Origin of the sequence: Streptomyces sp. NPDC059355 (assembly GCF_042752335.1) — a bacterium.
Lineage (GTDB): Bacteria > Actinomycetota > Actinomycetes > Streptomycetales > Streptomycetaceae > Streptomyces.
In genome coordinates this window covers 1-19,189 of record NZ_JBHYXN010000003.1, presented here as the reverse complement: position 1 = coordinate 19,189, position 19,189 = coordinate 1, and the positions used below count along the sequence as shown (strand labels likewise).

The window sequence follows — 19,189 nt, the reverse complement described above, 5'->3', positions numbered from 1 at the left end:
GGGCGGACGTGGCCGTTCGACTGGGAGATCTAACGTGTCCGGGCGCATCGAGGATTACGCACTGATCGGGGACATGCAGACCGCCGCGCTGGTCTGCCGGGACGGATCGGTGGACTGGCTGTGTCTGCCCCGTTTCGACTCCCATGCCGTCTTCGCGAGCATCCTCGGAACGGAGGATCACGGCTTCTGGCGCATCGGCCCGGCGTTCCCCGGGGGCGCCGCGGCCCCCGCGGCGACCCGCCGCCGGTACCAGGGCGACTCGCTGATCCTGGAATCGGAGTGGGACACGCCGCGCGGCACGGTCCGCGTGACCGACTTCATGCCGCCCCGCGAGGACCACGCGCCGCAGCTGGTGCGCATCGTCGAGGGCGTCAGCGGGCGCGTCCCGATGCGCTCCGCACTGCGCATGCGCTTCAGCTACGGCCGGGTCGTGCCCTGGGTGCACAAGGTCGACGGGCGCACCGTCGCCGTCGCGGGCCCCGACTCCGTCTGGCTGGACACCGACGCGCAGACGTACGGCAAGGACCTGACGACGTACTCCGACTTCACCGTCGGCCCCGGCGACCGCAAGGCCTTCTGCATCAGCTGGCAGCCCTCCCACAAGGGCGCCCCGGACACCCCCGACGCGCAGGAGGCGCTGGCGACCACCGCCGCGTTCTGGCGCGAGTGGGTCGACCACTGCACGTACCACGGCCCCTACCGCGAAGCCGTGATCCGCTCCCTGATCACCCTCAAGGCGCTCACGTACGGCCCCACCGGCGGCATCGTCGCCGCGCCCACCACCTCCCTCCCGGAGGAGATCGGCGGCGTCCGGAACTGGGACTATCGCTACACCTGGCTGCGCGACGCCGCCATCACCCTCTCCTCGCTGCTGCGCACCGGCTACCGCGAGGAGGCCCAGGCCTGGCGCGAGTGGCTGCTGCGCGCGGTCGCCGGGGACCCGGAGAACCTGCAGATCATGTACGGGATCGCGGGCGAGCGGGAGCTCGGCGAGACCGAGCTGGACTGGCTGCCCGGGTACGAGAACTCCCGGCCGGTCCGGGTCGGCAACGGCGCCGCGCACCAGCTCCAGCTGGACGTGTACGGCGAGGTCACCGAGGCCCTGCACCTGGGCCACATGACGGGCCTGGCGCGCAACGACTACGCCTCGGTGCTCCAGCTGAAGCTGATCCGCTACCTGGAGGAGCACTGGGACCAGCCGGACGAGGGCATCTGGGAGGTGCGCGGCCCGCGCCGCCACTTCGTGCACTCGAAGGTGATGGCGTGGGTGGCCGTGGACCGCACGATCAAGCTGATCGAGAGCGGTGACGCGGACGGCCCGCTGGAGCGGTGGCGCGAGATGCGCGACGAGATCCACCAGGACGTGTGCGAGAAGGGCTACGACAAGGAACGCAACACGTTCACCCAGTCGTACGGCTCGAAGGAACTGGACGCCTCGCTGCTGCTGATTCCGCAGATGGGATTCCTGCCGCCGGACGACAAGCGGGTGATCGGGACGATCGAGGCGATCCAGCGCGAGCTGTCGACGCCCGACGGGTTCATCCTGCGCTACCCGACGACGGGCGGCGAGGCCGGCGTGGACGGCCTCGAGGGCGACGAGGGGGCGTTCCTCGCGTGCTCGTTCTGGATGGCGGACGACCTGGCGATGATCGGCCGGGTCGACGAGGCGCGCCAGCTGTTCGAACGGCTGCTGGCGCTCCGCAACGACCTGGGGCTGCTGGCGGAGGAGTGGGACCCGCGCCTCCAGCGCCAGGTCGGCAACTTCCCCCAGGCGTTCAGCCACGTCCCCCTGATCGACACGGCGCTGCGTCTGACGGCGAGCGGGGCATACGGGGGCTAGGCCGCCTGTGGCGGGGGGGGCGGCGCCCCGGCTCCCCCGCGCCCGGCAGGCCGGCCCCGCCTACGCTGGAGAGGTCCTATGCCTCCTCCGGAAGGAGGGCCGCCGCCATGGCTCCCCCGTCAAAGGCCGGCCAGGCCCTGACCGCGCTCCGCGAGGATCTGGCCGGTGAGGTCTTCGCCCCCGGCGATCCCGCGTACGACGAGGCCCGGTCGGTCTTCAACGCGATGATCGACCGCCGCCCCGCGGTCATCGCCCGGTGCGAGAGCGAGGCGGACGTCGTCACCACCGTCCGCTTCGCCCGCGATCTGGACCTGCCCGTCGCCGTGCGCGGCGGCGGCCACAGCGTTGCCGGGATGTCCCTCAACGACGGCGGCGTGGTCGTCGACATGCGCGGCATGCAGGAGGTCACGGTCCATCCCGGGGCGAAGGCCGTACGCGTCGGGGGCGGCGCGGTGATGAGCATGCTGGACCGCGCCTGCCAGCCGTACGGGCTCGCCACCACCGGCGGCCGGGTCTCCACCACCGGCGTCACCGGCTTCACCCTCGGCGGCGGCTCCGGCTGGCTGGACCGGAAGTTCGGGCTGGCCGTGGACAACCTGCTCGGCGTGGACCTGGTCACCGCCGACGGCAGCACCCTGACGGCGACCGCCGAGGACAACCCCGAGCTGTTCTGGGCCCTGCACGGCGGTGGCGGGAACTTCGGGGTCGCGACCTCGATCACGCTGCGCCTGCACGAACTGCCCGAGTTCGCGATCTGCCTGCTGCTGTACCCGGTGGAGGCCGGCCCCGAAGTCCTGCGCACCTACCGCGAGATCATCGAGAACGGTCCCGCCGAGGCGGGCGGCGGCATGATCTACCTGACGGCGCCGCCGGAGCCCTTCGTACCGGAACACCTGGTGGGTACTCGGATGGCGGGCGCGCTGCTCACCTACGCGGGCGGCGAGGAGGCGCTGCGCAGGCTCGCGGCACCGCTGCTCGCGCTGCCGCACGAGGTGGAGGTCCTCACCGCCCTCCCGTACGCGGACTTTCAGTGCATGCTGGACGATCCGCCGGGCCTGCGGAACTACTGGTCCGCGGAGTACCTGACCGGCCTGCCGGACGAACTCGTCGGCGTCTTCTGCGCGCTCGGCGACGTGATGCCGACGGGCGGGACCCAGCACGTGCTGTTCCCGCTGGGCGGGGCCATCGCGGACGGGCCCTCGGAGTTCCCCGTCCCGTACCGGGCCTCGCCCTGGGCCGTGCACCCGTTCGGCATCTGGGAGGACCCGGCCGAGGACGAGCGGGCCGTCTCGTGGGTGAAGGACGTCCGCGCCCACGTGCAGCCGTGGAGCAGCGGCGCGGTCTACCTCAACTTCACCGGCGACGAGGGCTCCGAGCGGGTGGCGGCCGGTCTCGGCGCGGAGAATCTGGCCAGGCTGGGCGCGGTGAAGCGGGCGTACGACCCGGACAACATCTTCCGCTTCAACCACAACATCAAGCCGGCCTGACCCCCTGGTAGCGTCCCGCGACATGGACAACCAGGGCGGGATCACCGTTCAGCGGGCGCTGGAGCTGCCCGGACTGCGCAGCGGGCTGCCGGAGGTGGTGGCCTGCGCCGACCGCCTGGGCCGGACCGTGCGCTGGGTGCACGCGGGCGAGGTGCCGAACATCGCCTCCCTGCTCAAGGGCGGGGAGCTGCTGCTGACCACGGGGCTGGGCCTCGGGACCCGGCCCGCCGAGCAGCGTGCCTTCGTACGGCGCCTCGCGGACCGGGGGATCGCCGCGCTGGTGGTCGAACTGGGCCCGCGCTTCACCCGGCTCCCGGCGACGCTCGTCGAGACGGCGCGTGCGGCCGGGCTCCCCCTGGTCCAACTGCACCGCGAGGTGCCGTTCGTGGCGGTCACCGAGGAGGTCCACACCGAGATCGTCAACCACCACTACGCCCTGCTCCAGCGGGCCGAGGAGGTGCACCGGCGGTGTACGGAGGCCCTGCTCAGCGGCGGTGGGATCCCCCAAGTCCTGCACATCCTGGCCGATTTCACCGGTAATCCGGTGTTCCTGGAGACCCCCGACGGGCAGCTCCTGTACGCGGCGGGCCCGGTCTCCGGGGAGGCCGCGGCGGACCCGCTGCAGGTCTGGGAGGGGCTGCGGGGCCAGCGCGAGGCGGAGCCGTCGGCCAACGCGGTCCTGATCGACGTCCCCGGCGGGGGCCACGGCACGGGCTCGGTCCGCGCCAGGGTGGTCCTGCTGGGCGTGTCGGCGCCGCTGCTGCCCGTCCACCGGATGGCGGCGGAACGGACGGCGGGGGTACTGGCGGTCGTACTGATGCAGGCGCGGCAGGAGGACGAACTGGCGGCGCGCGGCCGCGGCGATTTCCTGACGGACCTGGCGGAGGGCCGCATCTCGGCGGAGGACGCCCCGGCACAGGCCCGCGTCCTGGGCTTCAAGCCGGGCGCGGGCCCGCTCCTGCCGGTGGTCATGCGCCTGTCTTCGTCGCTGGGCCCGTCGGGCAACTGGGCGGTGCTGGCGAGGGCGGTCCTGGAGGAGCTGAGCTCGGTGGGCGTCCCGGTCCTCCTGGGCGTACGCCCGGTGGAAGGCCGGGTACCGCTCCTGGTCTCGCTCCGCTCCGAATCGGAGCGCACGACGGTGGCGGACCGCGTGGCCGCCGCCCTGCGGGCCGGCGTGGAACGGGCCGGCCTGGACCGCGCGGCGGCCCCGCCGGCGGTGGTGGTGGGCGTGGCGGGCGGCTGGGCCGCCGCCTCGGCGGGCCTGCGCCACGCGGCGGAGACCGCCACGGCCGCCCACGGCCTCCCGGCCCGGCCCTGGTACGACGCGCGGCGCCTGGACATCGACCTGCTCCTGTGGCGGCTGCGCGAGCACCCCGACCTGGCGGCGTTCGTGGACCGCGCGATCGGCGCACTGCGCGTGCACGACGCGGCGTCCCGCCCCCCGCTCCTCCCCACCCTGGAAACGTACCTGGCCCACGCGGGCCGCAAGGCGGAGACGGCGCGCGAGCTCCACCTCAACCGCCAGACCCTGTACAACCGCCTGGGTCGCATCTCGGAGCTCCTGGGCACGGACCTGGACGACCCGGAAACGGTCCTGTCCCTGAGCCTGGCCCTCCGCGCCCGCCGCCACACGCCTTCTTGACGCGCCCCTCACATGACTCGGCGCCAAAGGCGCCACTCCTTCTTGACGCGCCCCTCACACGACTCGGCGCCAGGGCGCCACGCCTTCTTGACGCGCCCCTCACACGACTCGGCGCCAGGGCGCCTTCCCGGCTTCGCGCCGCTGCGCCGGACTCCGTCCGGCGGCCGCCGGGCGGGGTCCCCCGGGCGACGTCTCACCGCGGCCGGCGCGGCACACGCGGGCGGGACCGGCCCGCAGGGCGCAGGCGGTGTCCGGGCGCGGGTGGGCGGCCCTGCGGGGCTCGTCCCCCAGCCGCCCGCCCCGGCCCCGTTCGCACCCCCGCGCAGGCGTCGGGGCGGAGCCGCAGGGGTGCTTCAGGGGCGGCCGCGCTCCATCAGTTCGTCGTAGACCGACAGGATCTGGGCCACCGTGTCGTCCTCCGTGGGCCAGGTGGCCGCCTGGGCGCGGCCTGCGGCGATCAGGGCGGCGCGGCGGGGCGGGTCCGCGAGGAGGTCCGTCACCGCCGAGGAGAGTGCGGCCGCGTCCCCGTACGGGACGAGCACCCCCGCGTCCCCGATCAGCTCCGGTACGCCCCCGACCGCCGTGGCGACCAGCGGTACCCCCGCCCGCAGAGCCTCCTGCGCCAGCAGGGACCGCGCCTCCCACCGGCTCGGCAGCACCACCACGTCCGCCGCCGCCAGCAGCTGCGCGGCATCCCGGCGCTGCCCCAGCAGCCGCACCGGAAGCCCCTCCGCCTCGATCCGCCGGGCCAGTTCGGCCCGCTGCGGGCCCTCACCCGCGATCACCACCAGCGGCAGCGGCTCCAGCACCCGCCACGCCCGCGCCGCGTCCAGCAGCACCGAGTAGCCCCGGTGCTCCACCAGGCTCCCGACGGCGATCAGCAACGGCCGCTCCACCGCTCCGAGCTCCGCCCGCGCCTTGCCGGGGTCCGTCCCGGCGTCCGGTCCGGCCGGCGCCACCGGCACGGCCACGGGCGCCAGCCGCGCGTCCCGCGCGCCCCGGGCCCGCGCCAGGTCCACCTGGTCCGAGGACGCGCCCAGCACCACCGCCGCCGCCCGCGCCACATGCCGTTCCAGCACGCGCCCCAGCCGCCCGAACGCCCCTTCGGCGGCCGGCCCGCCGCCCTGCCAGGTCACCACCAGCGGCACCCGGCGCCCGCGCAGCGCCAGAGCGGCCCGGGCCCCGGCCCGCACCCCGTGCGCGTGCACCACGTCCGCCCCGGCGCACACGGCCCGCAGCGCGCTCACCGCGTCCGGTGTGAACTCCGCCCCCGCGCCGGTGAAGTCGTACTCCCCCTCCGCCTCCACGGGCGCGCACACCGTGACCCGTACCCCGCGCGCGGCGAGCCCGGTCGCCAGCGACCGTACGTGCGCGCTGCTGCCCGCGCCCGCGCCGCCGAGTACCTGGACGGTGCGCAGCGGCGGCCGCCCGTACGGCTGCGGGGGGACCGGGACGGAGACCGGGGAGCTGCTCACGGGCCGAAGCTCCAGGGTGGGTGAGGGAGGCAGAGTCGTCGCCCAGGATGCCAGTCCGCACGCGCGTTCCGGGACCATACGGGTGCGGATCCCGCGCGAGATACCGCCACACGCCCCCGAGCCTCACCCACACGGCCTAACGCCGGGCCTTCCGGGGCCGGTTGTCAGTGGGGCCTGAAACCCTGGAAGCCATGGACACAAACTTACGAACCCCGGGCGGATTCGGCGGATGAGCAAGAAGAAGACGGGGAAGAAACGGCGGGGCGGGAGCCGGAGCGGTGCCGGCACCGGCACCGGCACCGGCAAGCCGATCGCGATCTACCACGACATGGCGGTGTACGAGGATTTCGAGCGCGCCGCGCAGCGGATCTTCCTCATGGTCCGGTCCGCCCAGGTCCGGTTCCCCGGCACACCCCGCATCCTCTACCTCGACGTCCAGGGTCACCGGAACGCCGCGGGAGGCTACGACGGCGACGCCCTGGAGCTGATGCAGGAGTTCACCCTCGGCTACCTGATGCCGTTCCTCACCGAAGCGCGGACCCCGCTCCTCCATGCCGGCAATCCGAGGCCGCAGCGCGACGACCTTCCGGAGGCCCTGCTGATCGGGCCGCCGGAGGACGGCACCGGTCACGAGTACGACCACGCCGGCCTTCCCCTGAGGCCGCGCGAGCACGCGCCGGTCGACCGCAGGTCACCGCCCGGCGTCAAGGCCATAGCCGAGTACCTCGGCATGAGCGAGGCCTGCTGCCTGATCTGCTGGGCCACACCGGTCGAGCGCGCGCACGTGGTCCCCGCCTCCCTCGGCGGCTCCATGGACGTCAGGAACTTCGCGCTGCTGTGCCCCGAGCACCACCAGGAGGCGCCCGACGTCGCCGACGCCGAGAGTTTCTGGGCCTGGGTCGACTACGCCGAGCTGTGGGACAGCGGGTCCAAGTGGCTGCAGGCTTCGGAGGAGGAACAGGCGCGCCTGCGCGCGCTCGGCGTGGAGGTGGGGCTGCCCCCGCGCCCCGCCCGGACGTTCTTCGCCGAGGTCAAGGACGAGCTGCGGCGGCTGTACGGATGGTCCGACGAGGACTTCGCACAGGCGGACTGGTCCAACCTCATGGAGGAGTTCCACGTGGTGCTCGACACCGCCACCGGCCGTCATTTCTCCATCGACAAGAAGGCGTCGACCTACGCCTGGGCCTACGACGTGGCCCGCAGGCGGGTCTCCGGCGAGGACTGACGCAGGGGGCCCTCTACGGCGGCACGCGCCGCAGAGGGCCCCCTGCGAGCCCTACGCGTCCGCGCGGGCCGCCGCCAGGAGTTCCTCCGCGTGCGCCCGCGCCGAGACCGAGTCCTCGTGGCCCGCCAGCATGCGCGAGAGCTCGCGGACCCGGTCCTCGCCCTCCAGGACCTTGACGCCGCTCCTGGTCACCGATCCGTCGTTGGTCTTCTCCACCAGCAGCTGCCGGTCCGCGAAGGCGGCCACCTGCGGCAGGTGCGTGACGACCACGACCTGAGCCGACTTGGCCAGCTTCGCGAGCCGCCGCCCGACCTCGACGGCCGCCTTGCCGCCGACACCCGCGTCGACCTCGTCGAAGAGGTACGTCGGCACCGGGTCGGAGCCCGCGAACACGACCTCCACCGCCAGCATCACGCGCGACAGCTCACCACCCGAGGCGCCCTTGGCGATCGGCCGCGGCTGGGCACCCGGGTGCGGGGCCAGCAGCAGTTCGACCTCGTCCGTGCCCGAGGGCCCGTAGGCGACCGGGCGGCCGTCGACCTCCACCCCCTCGGGGTCCTCCACCTGCCGGATGTCGATCGTCACCCGCGCGTGCGGCATCGCCAGCGAAGCCAGCTCCTCCGTGACGGCCGAGGCGAAGCGCGTCGCCGCCTCCACCCGCGCGTCCGTCAGCGCCTGCGCCAGCAGCGACAGTTCGGCCCGCAGCCCGTCCCGCTCGGCGGTCAGCTCGGCGATCCGCTCGTCGTCGCCGTCGAGTTCCAGCAGCCGCGCCGAACCCCGCTCGGCCCACTCCAGTACGGAGTCGATCGAGTCGCCGTACTTGCGCGTGAGCTGGGTCAGCGCCGCCCGACGCTCCTCGACCGCGGCCAGCCGCAGGGGATCGGCGTCCAGGTCGTCCGCGTATCCGGCCAGTTCCCCGGCCACGTCGGCCAGCAGGATCCCGAGCTCCCCGATCCGCTCCGCGAGCGCGCCGAGCGCCGGGTCGTGCGACCGTACGGCGTCCAGGGCCCGATGCGCGCCTGCGACGAGCGTGTTCGCGTCGACGCCCTCCGGGTCCTCGACGTCCCCGGCGAGGGCCGCGTGCGCGATCTGCGCCGCCGAGGCCAGCGATTCGGCGTGGCCGAGCCGCTCGGCCTCGGCCGCCAGCTCGGCGTCCTCGCCGGCCAGCGGCTCCACGGCCGCGATCTCCTCCAGGCCGAAGCGCAGCAGGTCGGCCTCCTGGGCCCGTTCCCGGGCCCGGGTGGTGATCTCGTCGAGTTCGACGGCGACCGCGCGCAGCCGCCGGTAGGCGGACCCGTACTTCTCCAGCGGTACGGCGACGGCGTCGCCCGCGTACCGGTCGAGGGCCTGGCGCTGCCGGGCCGGCCGCAGCAGCCCCTGCTGGTCGGTCTGCCCGTGTACGGCGACCAGGTCGTCCGCGAGTTCGCCGAGCAGGCCGACGGGCACGGAGCGGCCGCCGACGTGGGCGCGCGAGCGCCCCTCGGCGGACACGGTCCGGCTGATCAGCAGGGCGCCGTCGTCGAGCTCGGCCCCGGCCTCCTCGGCCCGTACGGCGGCGGGCGCGCCGGGGCGCAAGACGATGCGGCCCTCCACGACCGCCGCCTTGGCCCCGATCCGCACCAGGGCCGGGTCGGCGCGACCGCCGAGCAGCAGGCCGAGGCTGGTGACGACCATCGTCTTGCCCGCGCCGGTCTCGCCGGTCACCGCGGTGAAACCGGGCGACAGCTCGACCACCGCGTCGTCGATGACCCCGAGCGACCGTATCCGCATCTCCTCAAGCACGGGACGACGATACCGAGGTTTCACCGATGCCATGTGACGTCACCCGCGGGGAGTTGCCCGAACGCGTGTGCTATTGGGCGGGCTCTCAGTGCGGCGCCCCGCGCCACCCCGACACCGGCAGTGCGAACTTCGCGACCAGCCGGTCCGTGAACGACGCGTGGTGCAGCCGGGCGAGCCGCACCGGAACCGCCCCCCGCCGGACCTCCACCCGGGCCCCGGCCGGCAGCTCCAGCATCCGGCGGCCGTCGCACCACAGCACCCCGTGCGGGACGCCCTGCTGCACCTCCACCGCCAGCACCGAGTCCGGCGACGTCACCAGCGGCTTCGCGAACAGCGCGTGCGCGCTGATCGGCACCATCAGCAGAGCCTCCACCTCCGGCCAGACCACCGGCCCGCCCGCGGAGAAGGCGTACGCCGTCGAACCGGTCGGGGTCGCGCAGACGATCCCGTCGCAGCCGAAGCCGGACACCGGGCGCCCGTCGATCTCCAGGACCACTTCGAGCATCCGCTCGGGGGACACCTTCTGGACCGCGGCCTCGTTCAGCGCCCAGTCCCGGTGGATCACGTCGCCGTTCGTCCGTACGAGCACGTCGAGGGTCATCCGCTCCTCGACCTCGTACTCCCGCGTCACGACCCGGTCCACGACCTTGTCCAGGTCGTCCCGCTCCGCCTCCGCGAGGAACCCCACCCGGCCCAGGTTCACGCCCAGCATCGGCACCCCCGAGCCGCGCGCGAACTCGGCGCCGCGCAGCAGGGTCCCATCGCCGCCCAGCACGATCAGCAGCTCGCAGCCCTCGAGCACCGCGGGGGTGCACTCGGACACCAGCTCCACCTCGGGCGGCAGCGGCAGGTCCCGCGCCTCGTATTCGACGACCCGTACGCCCAGGCCGTTCTTCAGCAGCCCCTGCACGACCAGCTCGGCGCTGCGGATGGCCGCGGGCCGCCCGGTGTGCGCGAGCAGGAAGACGGTCCGCCCCTGCCCCGGAACCCCCAAATCCGGGTCGTGCGAGTTGCTCGATGTGTGCGACGACCTGTCCGCTGAATCAGTCACTGAGGCCCCTCCGCCACTGCACGGTCGACATCCGCCGGGTCGAGTGCCGGTGCCCCCGCCCGCAGCCACAGAAAGTACTCGACGTTCCCCGACGGGCCCGGCAGCGGACTCGCGGTCACCCCGAGCACGCCCAGCCCCAGCTTCGCCGCCTGGGCCGCCACCTCGCGTACGGCCTCCGCCCGAAGCTCCGCGCTGCGCACGACGCCGCCGCTGCCGAGCCGGTCCTTGCCGACCTCGAACTGCGGCTTGACCATCAGCACCAGATCCGCGTCCGGCGCGCAGCAGCGCACCAGGGCCGGCAGCACCAGGCCGATGGAGATGAAGGACAGGTCGCCGACGACCAGGTCGACCGGAACCCCGTCGAGCTGCTCGACGGTCAGCTCGCGGACGTTCGTGCGGTCCTTGACGGTGACCCGGTCGTCGCTCTGCAGCGACCAGGCGAGCTGCCCGTAGCCGACGTCGACGGCCATGACGTGGGCCACGCCCGCGCGCAGCAGCACGTCGGTGAACCCGCCGGTGGAGGCGCCCGCGTCCAGCACGCGGCGGCCCTCCACTGCCAGCCCCTGCGGCTGGAAGGCCGCGAGAGCGCCGGCCAGCTTGTGGCCGCCCCGGGAGACGTAGTCGGGGTCGCTGGCGTCCTTGAGGACGACGAGGGCCGCGCTGGTCTCGACCTGGGTGGCCGCCTTGGTCGCGGTGGCGCCTGCGACGGTCACCCGGCCCGCGGCGATCAGCTGGGCGGCGTGCTCGCGCGAGCGGGCCATGCTGCGGCGTACCAGTTCGGCGTCCAGGCGGCGGCGTGCCACTCCTGCCACGTTCGGTTCAGCTCCTGTTTTCGTACGGTCCGGGGACGGGCGGTGCGTCCAGCGCGGTCAGCGCGTCACGCAACCCCCTGTGCACATCCTCGTACACCGCGACGTGTCCGTCCGCCGTGAGGTGGTCGGCATCGGCCAGCCGCTCCAGGTACGCGTCCACCCCTGCGTGGCCGGTGGGCGTACGGACGAGCCCCAGGGGCTCCGGCGCCGCTTCCCCGGAGGCCTCCGGTACGTCCGCCGCCTCCACCGCTCGCGCTGCGTCCGCCGCCTGCGGTACCACGGCCATGTCGTCGGTCATGCCCCGACGCTACCCCGAAGCACCCGGGCGGCCACGCGCGGCTCTGCGGTACGGTCGAGATCACGATGGCTACGATCGATCAGTGCCGAGCCGCACTCGACAGACTCTCCGGCAACCTCGCACAGGCCGACGGCGGTGTGCGCGGCGCCGCCGCGATGGACCGCTCCCTGAGCTGCCACATCACCGACCTGGACCAGACCTTCACCGGCCGCCTCGAAGACGGCCGGATCCAGGTGGACGCGGTCTCCCCCGGCCCGCCCGCCGCGAAGGCCGAGATCCGGCTCGCGATGACGGGCGACGACCTGGTGGCGATGGTCGCGGGCGAGCTCAAGTTCGCCAAGGCCTGGGCCTCCGGCCGGGTCCGCCTGGAGGCCGGCTTCCGCGACCTGCTCCGCCTCAAGAGCCTGCTGTAGTCCCCGTCAGCAGCCCGGCCGACGGCTTCGGCAGCCCGGCCGACTGCTTCGGCTTGCGCGCGGCCGGGATCACCAGCGGGGTGCCCGTCTCCGGATCGGCGATGATCTGGCAGCGCAGGCCGAAGACCTTCTCCACCAGCTCCGCCGTGACCACCTCGGCCGGCGGCCCCTCCGCCACGACCTCGCCGCCGCGCATCGCGATCAGGTGCGTGGCGTAGCGGGCCGCGTGGTTGAGGTCGTGCAGCACGGCCACCAGGGTCCGCCCCTGCTCCTCGTGCAGCTCCGCGCACAGGTCGAGCACGTCGATCTGGTGCTGGATGTCCAGGTACGTGGTCGGCTCGTCCAGCAGCAGCAGCGGCGTCTGCTGCGCCAGCGCCATCGCGATCCACACCCGCTGGCGCTGCCCGCCCGACAGCTCGTCCACCGAGCGGTCCGCGAGCTCGGCGACCCCGGTCGAGGCCATCGACTCCAGGACGATCCGCTCGTCCTCCGGCGACCACTGCCTCAGCAGACCCTGGTGCGGGTACCGGCCGCGGGAGACCAGGTCGGCGACCGTGATCCCGTCCGGCGCGATCGAGGACTGCGGCAGCAGCCCCAGCGTCCTGGCGACCTTCTTGGCCGGCATCGACCCGATGGCGTGCCCGTCCAGCAGCACCTGCCCCGCGGACGGCTTCAGCATCCGCGACAGGGCGCGCAGCAGCGTGGACTTCCCGCACGCGTTGGGTCCGACGATCACCGTGAACGAGTGGTCCGGGATCTCCACCGACAGGTTCTCGGCGATGACCCGCTGCTCGTAGCCGAGGGTCACGTTCTGCGCGGTCAGCCGCTGCACCTGCGTACTCCTTGAGTTGCTCGTGTCCGTGCTCATATACGTCCCGCCTTGCGCTCGGTGACGAGCAGCCAGAGCAGGTAGACGCCGCCGACCAGCCCGGTCACCACGCCCACCGGCAGCTGGTCGGCGCCGACGGCGCGTTGCGAGGCCCAGTCGGACACGAGCAGCAGGACGGATCCCATGAGCGCGCCGGTGAGCAGGTTCGACCCGGGCGAGCGGGTCAGGCGCCGGGCCAGCTGGGGCGCGGCCAGGGCGACGAAGGAGATGGGTCCGGCGGCCGCGGCGGCCGCGGTGGTCAGCAGGACCGCCGCCAGCATCAGCAGCATCCGCGTACGTTCCACCCGTACTCCGAGGGCGTACGCGGCGTCGTCGCCCATCTCCATCACCCGCAGGGCCCTGCCCTGCCCGAGGACCAGCGGGAACAGCACGGCGCAGGTCGCCAGCAGGGGCCAGACCTGGCTCCAGTCCCGGCCGGCGAGCGAGCCGGTCAGCCAGACCATCGCCCGCGTCGCCTCGACGAGCTGGGCCTTGGTCAGGAGGTAGTTGATGACGGCGACGAGCATCGCGGAGGTGCCGATGCCGACCAGCACCAGCCGGTAGCCGTGGATGCCGCGCCGGTACGACAGCAGGTAGACGAGGACGCCCGCGAGCAGGCCGCCCACGAGCGCGCCCGCGGCGACCGCCGTCGCGCCGCCCTTGAACAGGACGATCACGGTGAGCGCGCCGACCGCCGAGCCGTAGCTGAATCCGAGCAGGTCCGGGGAGCCGAGCGGATTGCGGGAGACGGACTGGAAGACGGCGCCGGCCATGCCGAGCGCTGCGCCCACCAGCACGGCGACCAGCACCCGCGGCAGCCGCAGGTCGTTGACGATGAAGTCGTTCGCCGGGGAGCCGTTGCCGAGCAGGGTCTGCACGACGTCCCACGGCGCGATCTCGAAGTCGCCGGTGCCGATGAGGACGACGGCCATGGCCAGCGCCGCGGCGGTGAGCAGCAGCCCGACCGCCAGCGCGCGCGGCTCCATCCGCAGGGACAGCCCGCCGGGGCCGCGCAGGGCACGGGATCCGGGCTTGTCCGCCCGAAGGTCGACGGTCACAGCTGGGCCATCCTCTTGCGCCGGACGAGGTGGATGAAGACGGGTCCGCCGATCAGCGCGGTGACGATGCCGACCTGGAGCTCGGCGGGCCGGGTGACGACCCGGCCGATGACGTCCGCGCCCAGCAGCAGCACCGGGGAGAGGACCGCCGAATAGGCGAGCACCCACCGCATGTCGGGACCGGTGATGATCCGTACCAGGTGCGGGATCATCAGCCCGATGAAGACGATCGGCCCGCAGGCGGCGGTCGCCGCCCCGCACAGCAGCGTGATGGCCGCCATCGCGCCGATCCGGGTCCGCGTCAGGTGCGCGCCGAGGGCCCGCGCGGTGTCGTCGCCCATGGCCATCGCGTTGAGCGGCCGGCCCAGGGTGAGCGCGATCACCGCGCCCACCAGCAGGAACGGAGCAACCTGCCGGACGGTGTCCATGTTCGCGGAGGCCAAGGAGCCCACGGTCCAGAAGCGCAGCTTGTCCAGCGCCTTGCTGTCCATCAGCTGCACGGCGTTGATGTAGCCGACCAGGGCCGCGCTGGCCGCCGTACCGGCGAGGGCGAGGCGCACCGGCGTCGCGCTGCGGCTGCCGCCGAGTACGTAGACCACGACGGAGACGACGGCGGCGCCGAGGAAGGCCCACCAGACGAACTCGCTGAGCGTGGAGGCACCGAGGAAGGTGATCGCCGAGACCACGGCGGCCGCGGCGCCCGCGTTGACGCCGAGGATGCCGGGCTCGGCCAGCGGATTGCGGGTCAGCGCCTGCATCACGGCGCCGGAGAGGCCGAGGCCGAGCCCGACCATCAGCCCGAGGAGGGTGCGCGGGACCCGCAGATCACGCACCACCACGTCGGAGGGCGTCCCCGCGTAGTGGAACAGGCCGTGCCAGACCTGGTCGAGGGGCATCTGCTTGGCGCCCACGGCGATGCTCGCGACCGCGATCAGGGCCAGCACCGCGAGGGCGCCGAGCAGACCGGCGGCGCGCGCGGCGTGCCGCGGGCGGATGGCGGCGACCGGCGCCGCGCTCTGTTCAGGGGGACTCTCGACCAACACGGAAGTTAGGTTAGCCTACCCTGCTCCTGAACTGGCCCTGAGGATCCCGGGATACCCGCGAACTACGCCGGAGGCATCCCGGGGCGCGGCCGCGGAGGGCCCGGGGAGGGCCCGGGGAGGGCCCGCGAACGACCCGCGAACGACCCGCCCCGCGCCGCCCCGACTACAGCCCGATCCGGGCCAGCGCCTTCCCCGCGTCCAGCGTGCACGAGCCGTCCCCCGCCTGCGTCCACGCGGCCGCGCACAGCGCCCGCAACGCGTCGAGGGAACCGTCCGGATCGCCCTCGCCCCGCAGCTCCAGTACGCCCGCCGCCGCCACCGCGGTCCAGCCCCCGCACCGGAAGCCCTCCCCCGCCGCCACGACCTCCGGCTGTCCCGTCAGCAGCCCGCGCAGGTCCCGGTCCACGTACGTCGGCCGGTGCGCCGGCTCGGCCCGCAGCAGCTGCGCCCCGTCCGTCACCCCGGTCAGCACCAGCAGCGAGTCCACGTCCCCGTTGAACGCGCCCTCGATGTCCGTGTCCAGCCGGTCCCCGACGACCAGCGGCCGATCCGCCCCGGTCCGCAGCACCGTCTCCCGGTGCATCGGGGGCAGCGGCTTCCCCGCCACCTGCGGCTCCGCGCCCGTGGCGATCCGTACGACCTCCACCGCGGCCCCGTTGCCCGGCCCGATTCCCCGCGCCCCCGGGATCGTCAGATCGGTGTTCGACGCGAACCACGGCACCCCGCGGTGGATCGCGTACGAGGCCTCCGCGAACCGCGACCACGGCAGATCCGGGCCCCCGTACCCCTGGACGACCGCCGCGAGACCCTCCTCGTCGGCGGACTCCACCGGTACGAGCCCCCGCTCGCGCAGCGCGACCCGCAGCCCCTCCCCGCCGATCACCAGCACCTTCGACCCCGGCTCCACCTGCTCCGAGATCAGCCGGGCCACCGCCTGCGCCGACGTGATCACCTCGCCCGCCTCGGTCGGGATCCCCAGCTCGCCCAGGTGCTCGGCGACCGCCTCCGGTGTCCGCAGCGCGTTGTTCGTGACGTACGCGAGGTGCATCCCGCCGGCCCTGACCGCGGCCAGGGACTCCGCGGCGTACCCGATCGCCTCGCCGCCCGCGTACACCACGCCGTCCAGGTCCAGCAGGGCCGTGTCGTACGCCTGGTGCAGGCTTCGCTCGCTGCCCGCCGGACTCGTCCTGCTCTGCCGGGTCATCCTGTCGGCTCCCTGTCCGCTCAATCCTCGACGGTCCGTCCGTCGCATCCGTCCGCCCGTGACCGATACCGAACGCATGCGACTTGCGGTCTTCCTCACCCGATCATCCCGCATCGCGAGACGCGTCTTACCATGCACCAATGACCACATCTGGTACCGCGGACGACGGGCTGCGCCTGATCCCTTTCCATGGACTGCGCTACGTCCCGGAGCGTGTCGGCAGCCTGGCCGCCGTCACCTCACCGCCGTACGACGTGGTCGTGCGGCCCGACGGAGTCGACCACCTGGAGTCCGCCGACCCGCACAACATCGTCCGCCTGATCCTCCCGCAGGCCGACACTCCCGCCGAGCGCAACGAACAGGCCGCGCACACCCTGCACGACTGGCTCTCCAAGGGCGTCCTCAGCGCCGACCCCGAGCCCGCGCTCTACGTCTACGAGCAGCGCAAGGGCAGCGTGCTCCAGCGCGGCGTGATCGGCGCCCTGGCCCTCTCGAAGCCCGACGCCGGCATCGTCCTCCCGCACGAGGACGTCATGCCCGACGTGGTCACCGACCGGGCCGGCCTGATGCGGGCCGCTTCGGCCAATCTGGAGCCCCTCCTGCTCACCTACCTCGGCGGCGACCCCGCGGCCGGCGCGACGGCGGTCGTCGAGCGGACCGCCGCACGCCCGCCCCTGCTGGCCACCACCACCGAGGACGGCTTCCGGCACCGGCTGTGGGCCATCACCGACCCCGCAGACCTGGCCGCCGTCACCACCGACCTCGGCCACCGCCAGGCCCTCATCGCCGACGGCCACCACCGCTGGGCGACGTACCTGCGCCTCCAGGAGGAGCACCAGTCCCCCACCGACTGGGACTTCGGCCTGGTGCTCCTCGTCGACACCGCCCGCTACCCGCTCCAGGTCCGCGCCATCCACCGGATGCTGCGCCGCCTCCCGGTCGCGGACGCCCTGGCCGCCGTGACGGGCCACTTCCTGGTCCGCCCGGTCGACGGCCCGCTGCCGCTCGCCCTGGAGGCCCTGGGCGACGCCGCGGAGCGCGGCAACGCCTTCCTCCTGGCCGGCGACGGCACCTTCCACCTGGTCACCGACCCGGACCTGGACCTCCTGGAGCGCACCGTACGGCGCGACCGGCCCGAGGCCTGGCGCCGGCTGGACGCGACGGTGCTGCACGCGACCCTGCTGGACGCCCTGTGGCAGATCCCGGACACCCCGGACCAGATCACGTACATCCACGACGCGGCGGCCACCGTCGCCATGGCGGAACGGCACGGCGGCACGGCGGTCCTGCTGCACCCCGTACGGGAGGAAGTCGTCCGGAACCTGGCCCGCCAGGGCGTCACGATGCCCCGCAAGTCCACCTCCTTCGGCCCGAAGCCGGCCACGGGCCTGGTCCTGCGCAGCCTCGACTGAACCGGCCCGATCGCGGACACGAAAAAGGGCGGTACCCCACCAGGGGTACCGCCCTTTCTCATGAGTGCCGGTTCAGCGCTCAGGCCTTGTCGCGGGCCTGCGCGTCGTCCTCGTCCTCGTCCTCGACGACGACGATCTCGTCGGTGAGGTCGACGTCGGCGTCCGCCTCGGCGGAACGCTCCAGAGGCTCGTACTCCTCGTCGTCCTCGTCGTAGTACTCGGCCTGGTCGGAGGCGCGCTCGGCGGCGGCCACCTCGGCGGAGTCCTGCTCGTCGTCCTCGTCGTCCTCGTCGTCGATCTCGTCGCCGATCTCGTCCGGCTCATCGCCGCCGAGCGCGTCGACGAACTCGACGCCGTCCAGCTCGGCGAGCCGGTCGGAGGCGTCCATCGCCCCGTCCTTGTCCGCCTCGACCGTCTTGGCGAACCACTCGCGCGCCTCGTCCTCACGGCCGGCCGCAAGCAGGGCGTCCGCGTAGGCGTACCGCAGACGCGCGGTCCACGGCTGGACGGAGTGGGAGGCCAGCTCCGGGCTCTGCAGGGTCACGATGGCGGCGTCCAGCTGCCCCATGTCCCGCCGCGCACCGGCGGCGACCAGACGCATCTCGACCTGGCCGGCCTTGTCCAGCTTCTGCACCTCGGGCTCGCCGGCCATGGCCAGCGCGCGCTCGGGGCGGCCGAGGCCGCGCTCGCAGTCGGCCATGACGGGCCACAGCTCGACGGAGCCGGTCATGCGCTTGGCGGCGCGGAACTCGGCGAGCGCCTCGCTGTACTTCTGCGTGGCGTACGCGGCGAAGCCGGCGGCCTCGCGGACGGCCGCGACGCGGGAGGCCAGGCGCAGGGCGATCCGCGAGTACGCGTACGCCTGCTCGGGGTCCTCGTCGATCAGCCGGGCGACCATGACGAGGTTCTTGGAAACCTCTTCGGCCAGGCCCTTGGGCAGGCTCAGCAGCTCCTGGCGCACATCGGCGTCGATCTCGAGGCCGGTGACGTCCTCGTCGATCGGAAGGCGCTTGACCGGGTCCCGGTCGCGGTCCGCACGGTAGTCGCGGTCGCCGCCGCGGTCATCGCGGCCGCCACGGTAGCCGCCGCGGTCGCCACCACGGTCGTCATGGCCACGGAACCCGCCACGGTCGCCACCGCGGTCGTCGCGGCGGGGGTAGGACGGGCGGTCGCCACCACGGTCGTCACGGCCGCCGCGGAATCCGCCACGGTCGTCATCACGACGCGGGTAGGACGGACGTCCACCGCGGTCGTCATCACGGCGGGGGTACGACGGACGGTCGCCACCGCGGTCGTCACGGCGGAAGCCGCCACCACCACCGGAGGGACGCTCGCCGCGGTCGTCGCGGCGGGGGTAGGACGGGCGGTCGCCACCACGGTCGTCACGGCCGCCGCGGAAACCACCGCGGTCGTCATCACGGCGGGGGTACGACGGACGGTCGCCGCCACGGTCGTCACGGCGGAAGCCGCCACCGGTGGGACGCTCGCCACCGCGGTCGTCACGGCGCGGGTAGGACGGACGGTCCTCGCGGCCGCGGAAGCCGCCGCCGGTGGGGCGGTCGCCGCCGCGGTCGTCGCG

Annotated in this window: 16 protein-coding genes and 1 pseudogene; 7 read left to right on the top strand and 10 right to left on the bottom strand. The window is 73.8% G+C overall.

Annotated features, from left to right (window positions below; all coding sequences use genetic code 11):
- The first annotated feature begins 34 nt into the window (after positions 1-34).
- From ACFXGI_RS03710 to ACFXGI_RS03700, 3 genes are all read left to right on the top strand, one after another.
- On the top strand, positions 35-1,840 hold the full coding sequence (locus ACFXGI_RS03710; RefSeq protein ID WP_030870678.1) for a glycoside hydrolase family 15 protein: 1,806 nt from the start codon (positions 35-37) through the stop codon (positions 1,838-1,840).
- Between the two features lie 107 nt (positions 1,841-1,947).
- On the top strand, positions 1,948-3,327 hold the full coding sequence (locus ACFXGI_RS03705) for an FAD-binding oxidoreductase (protein ID WP_384702756.1): 1,380 nt from the start codon (positions 1,948-1,950) through the stop codon (positions 3,325-3,327).
- A 22-nt stretch (positions 3,328-3,349) separates the two neighbouring features.
- A complete protein-coding gene (locus ACFXGI_RS03700) occupies positions 3,350-4,969 on the top strand; it encodes a PucR family transcriptional regulator (RefSeq protein ID WP_384702754.1) in 1,620 nt (539 codons plus the stop codon).
- 353 nt (positions 4,970-5,322) lie between these two features.
- Here ACFXGI_RS03700 and ACFXGI_RS03695 read toward each other — a convergent pair whose 3' ends face one another.
- Entirely contained in the window at positions 5,323-6,522 is a 1,200-nt protein-coding gene (locus ACFXGI_RS03695) for a glycosyltransferase family 4 protein (RefSeq protein ID WP_384702751.1), read from the bottom strand.
- A 151-nt stretch (positions 6,523-6,673) separates the two neighbouring features.
- On the opposite strand from ACFXGI_RS03695, the gene ACFXGI_RS03690 reads away from it, so the two are divergent.
- Positions 6,674-7,669 carry an HNH endonuclease signature motif containing protein gene (locus tag ACFXGI_RS03690; RefSeq protein WP_384702748.1) on the top strand — a complete coding sequence of 332 codons (996 nt, stop codon included), beginning with the start codon at positions 6,674-6,676 and terminating at the stop codon, positions 7,667-7,669.
- A gap of 51 nt (positions 7,670-7,720) precedes the next feature.
- Here ACFXGI_RS03690 and recN read toward each other — a convergent pair whose 3' ends face one another.
- Genes recN through ACFXGI_RS03670 form a run of 4 tightly spaced genes read right to left on the bottom strand, consistent with a single transcriptional unit; the run spans position 7,721 to position 11,612 of the window.
- Positions 7,721-9,484, bottom strand: coding sequence for a DNA repair protein RecN (recN, locus tag ACFXGI_RS03685; RefSeq protein WP_384702745.1), 1,764 nt, complete (start codon positions 9,482-9,484; stop codon positions 7,721-7,723).
- A gap of 52 nt (positions 9,485-9,536) precedes the next feature.
- The gene (locus tag ACFXGI_RS03680) at positions 9,537-10,445 is read right to left on the bottom strand and encodes an NAD kinase (RefSeq protein WP_384702742.1); all 909 of its coding nucleotides are present in this window, start codon (positions 10,443-10,445) and stop codon (positions 9,537-9,539) included.
- 53 nt (positions 10,446-10,498) lie between these two features.
- The gene (locus ACFXGI_RS03675; RefSeq protein WP_384702740.1) at positions 10,499-11,314 is read right to left on the bottom strand and encodes a TlyA family RNA methyltransferase; all 816 of its coding nucleotides are present in this window, start codon (positions 11,312-11,314) and stop codon (positions 10,499-10,501) included.
- Between the two features lie 7 nt (positions 11,315-11,321).
- Complete coding sequence (locus tag ACFXGI_RS03670; RefSeq protein WP_384702737.1) at positions 11,322-11,612, bottom strand: hypothetical protein; 291 nt, start codon at positions 11,610-11,612, stop codon at positions 11,322-11,324.
- A gap of 65 nt (positions 11,613-11,677) precedes the next feature.
- On the opposite strand from ACFXGI_RS03670, the gene ACFXGI_RS03665 reads away from it, so the two are divergent.
- Positions 11,678-12,025: an alkyl sulfatase C-terminal domain-containing protein gene (locus ACFXGI_RS03665; protein WP_384702734.1), complete on the top strand. Its 348-nt coding sequence runs from the start codon at positions 11,678-11,680 to the stop codon at positions 12,023-12,025.
- Here the strand turns inward: ACFXGI_RS03665 and ACFXGI_RS03660 are convergent.
- The 4 genes from ACFXGI_RS03660 to ACFXGI_RS03645 form a co-directional block, all read right to left on the bottom strand.
- Entirely contained in the window at positions 12,009-12,893 is an 885-nt protein-coding gene (locus ACFXGI_RS03660; protein ID WP_384702731.1) for an ABC transporter ATP-binding protein, read from the bottom strand. The genes ACFXGI_RS03665 and ACFXGI_RS03660 overlap by 17 nt on opposite strands.
- Positions 12,890-13,879, bottom strand: a complete 990-nt coding sequence (locus ACFXGI_RS03655) for a FecCD family ABC transporter permease (RefSeq protein WP_384703403.1) — start codon at positions 13,877-13,879, stop codon at positions 12,890-12,892. Before ACFXGI_RS03655 ends, ACFXGI_RS03660 begins: the two co-directional genes overlap by 4 nt.
- Before the next feature lie 68 nt (positions 13,880-13,947).
- A complete protein-coding gene (locus tag ACFXGI_RS03650; RefSeq protein WP_384702728.1) occupies positions 13,948-14,994 on the bottom strand; it encodes a FecCD family ABC transporter permease in 1,047 nt (348 codons plus the stop codon).
- 163 nt (positions 14,995-15,157) lie between these two features.
- The gene (locus tag ACFXGI_RS03645; RefSeq protein WP_384702725.1) at positions 15,158-16,198 is read right to left on the bottom strand and encodes an HAD hydrolase-like protein; all 1,041 of its coding nucleotides are present in this window, start codon (positions 16,196-16,198) and stop codon (positions 15,158-15,160) included.
- A gap of 140 nt (positions 16,199-16,338) precedes the next feature.
- On the opposite strand from ACFXGI_RS03645, the gene ACFXGI_RS03640 reads away from it, so the two are divergent.
- Complete coding sequence (locus ACFXGI_RS03640) at positions 16,339-17,610, top strand: DUF1015 family protein (RefSeq protein ID WP_384702723.1); 1,272 nt, start codon at positions 16,339-16,341, stop codon at positions 17,608-17,610.
- Between the two features lie 79 nt (positions 17,611-17,689).
- Here ACFXGI_RS03640 and ACFXGI_RS03635 read toward each other — a convergent pair whose 3' ends face one another.
- Complete coding sequence (locus ACFXGI_RS03635; RefSeq protein WP_384702721.1) at positions 17,690-18,571, bottom strand: tetratricopeptide repeat protein; 882 nt, start codon at positions 18,569-18,571, stop codon at positions 17,690-17,692.
- Between the two features lie 147 nt (positions 18,572-18,718).
- On the opposite strand from ACFXGI_RS03635, the pseudogene ACFXGI_RS03630 reads away from it, so the two are divergent.
- A pseudogene (locus tag ACFXGI_RS03630) lies at positions 18,719-19,189 on the top strand (hypothetical protein); the annotation flags it as partial.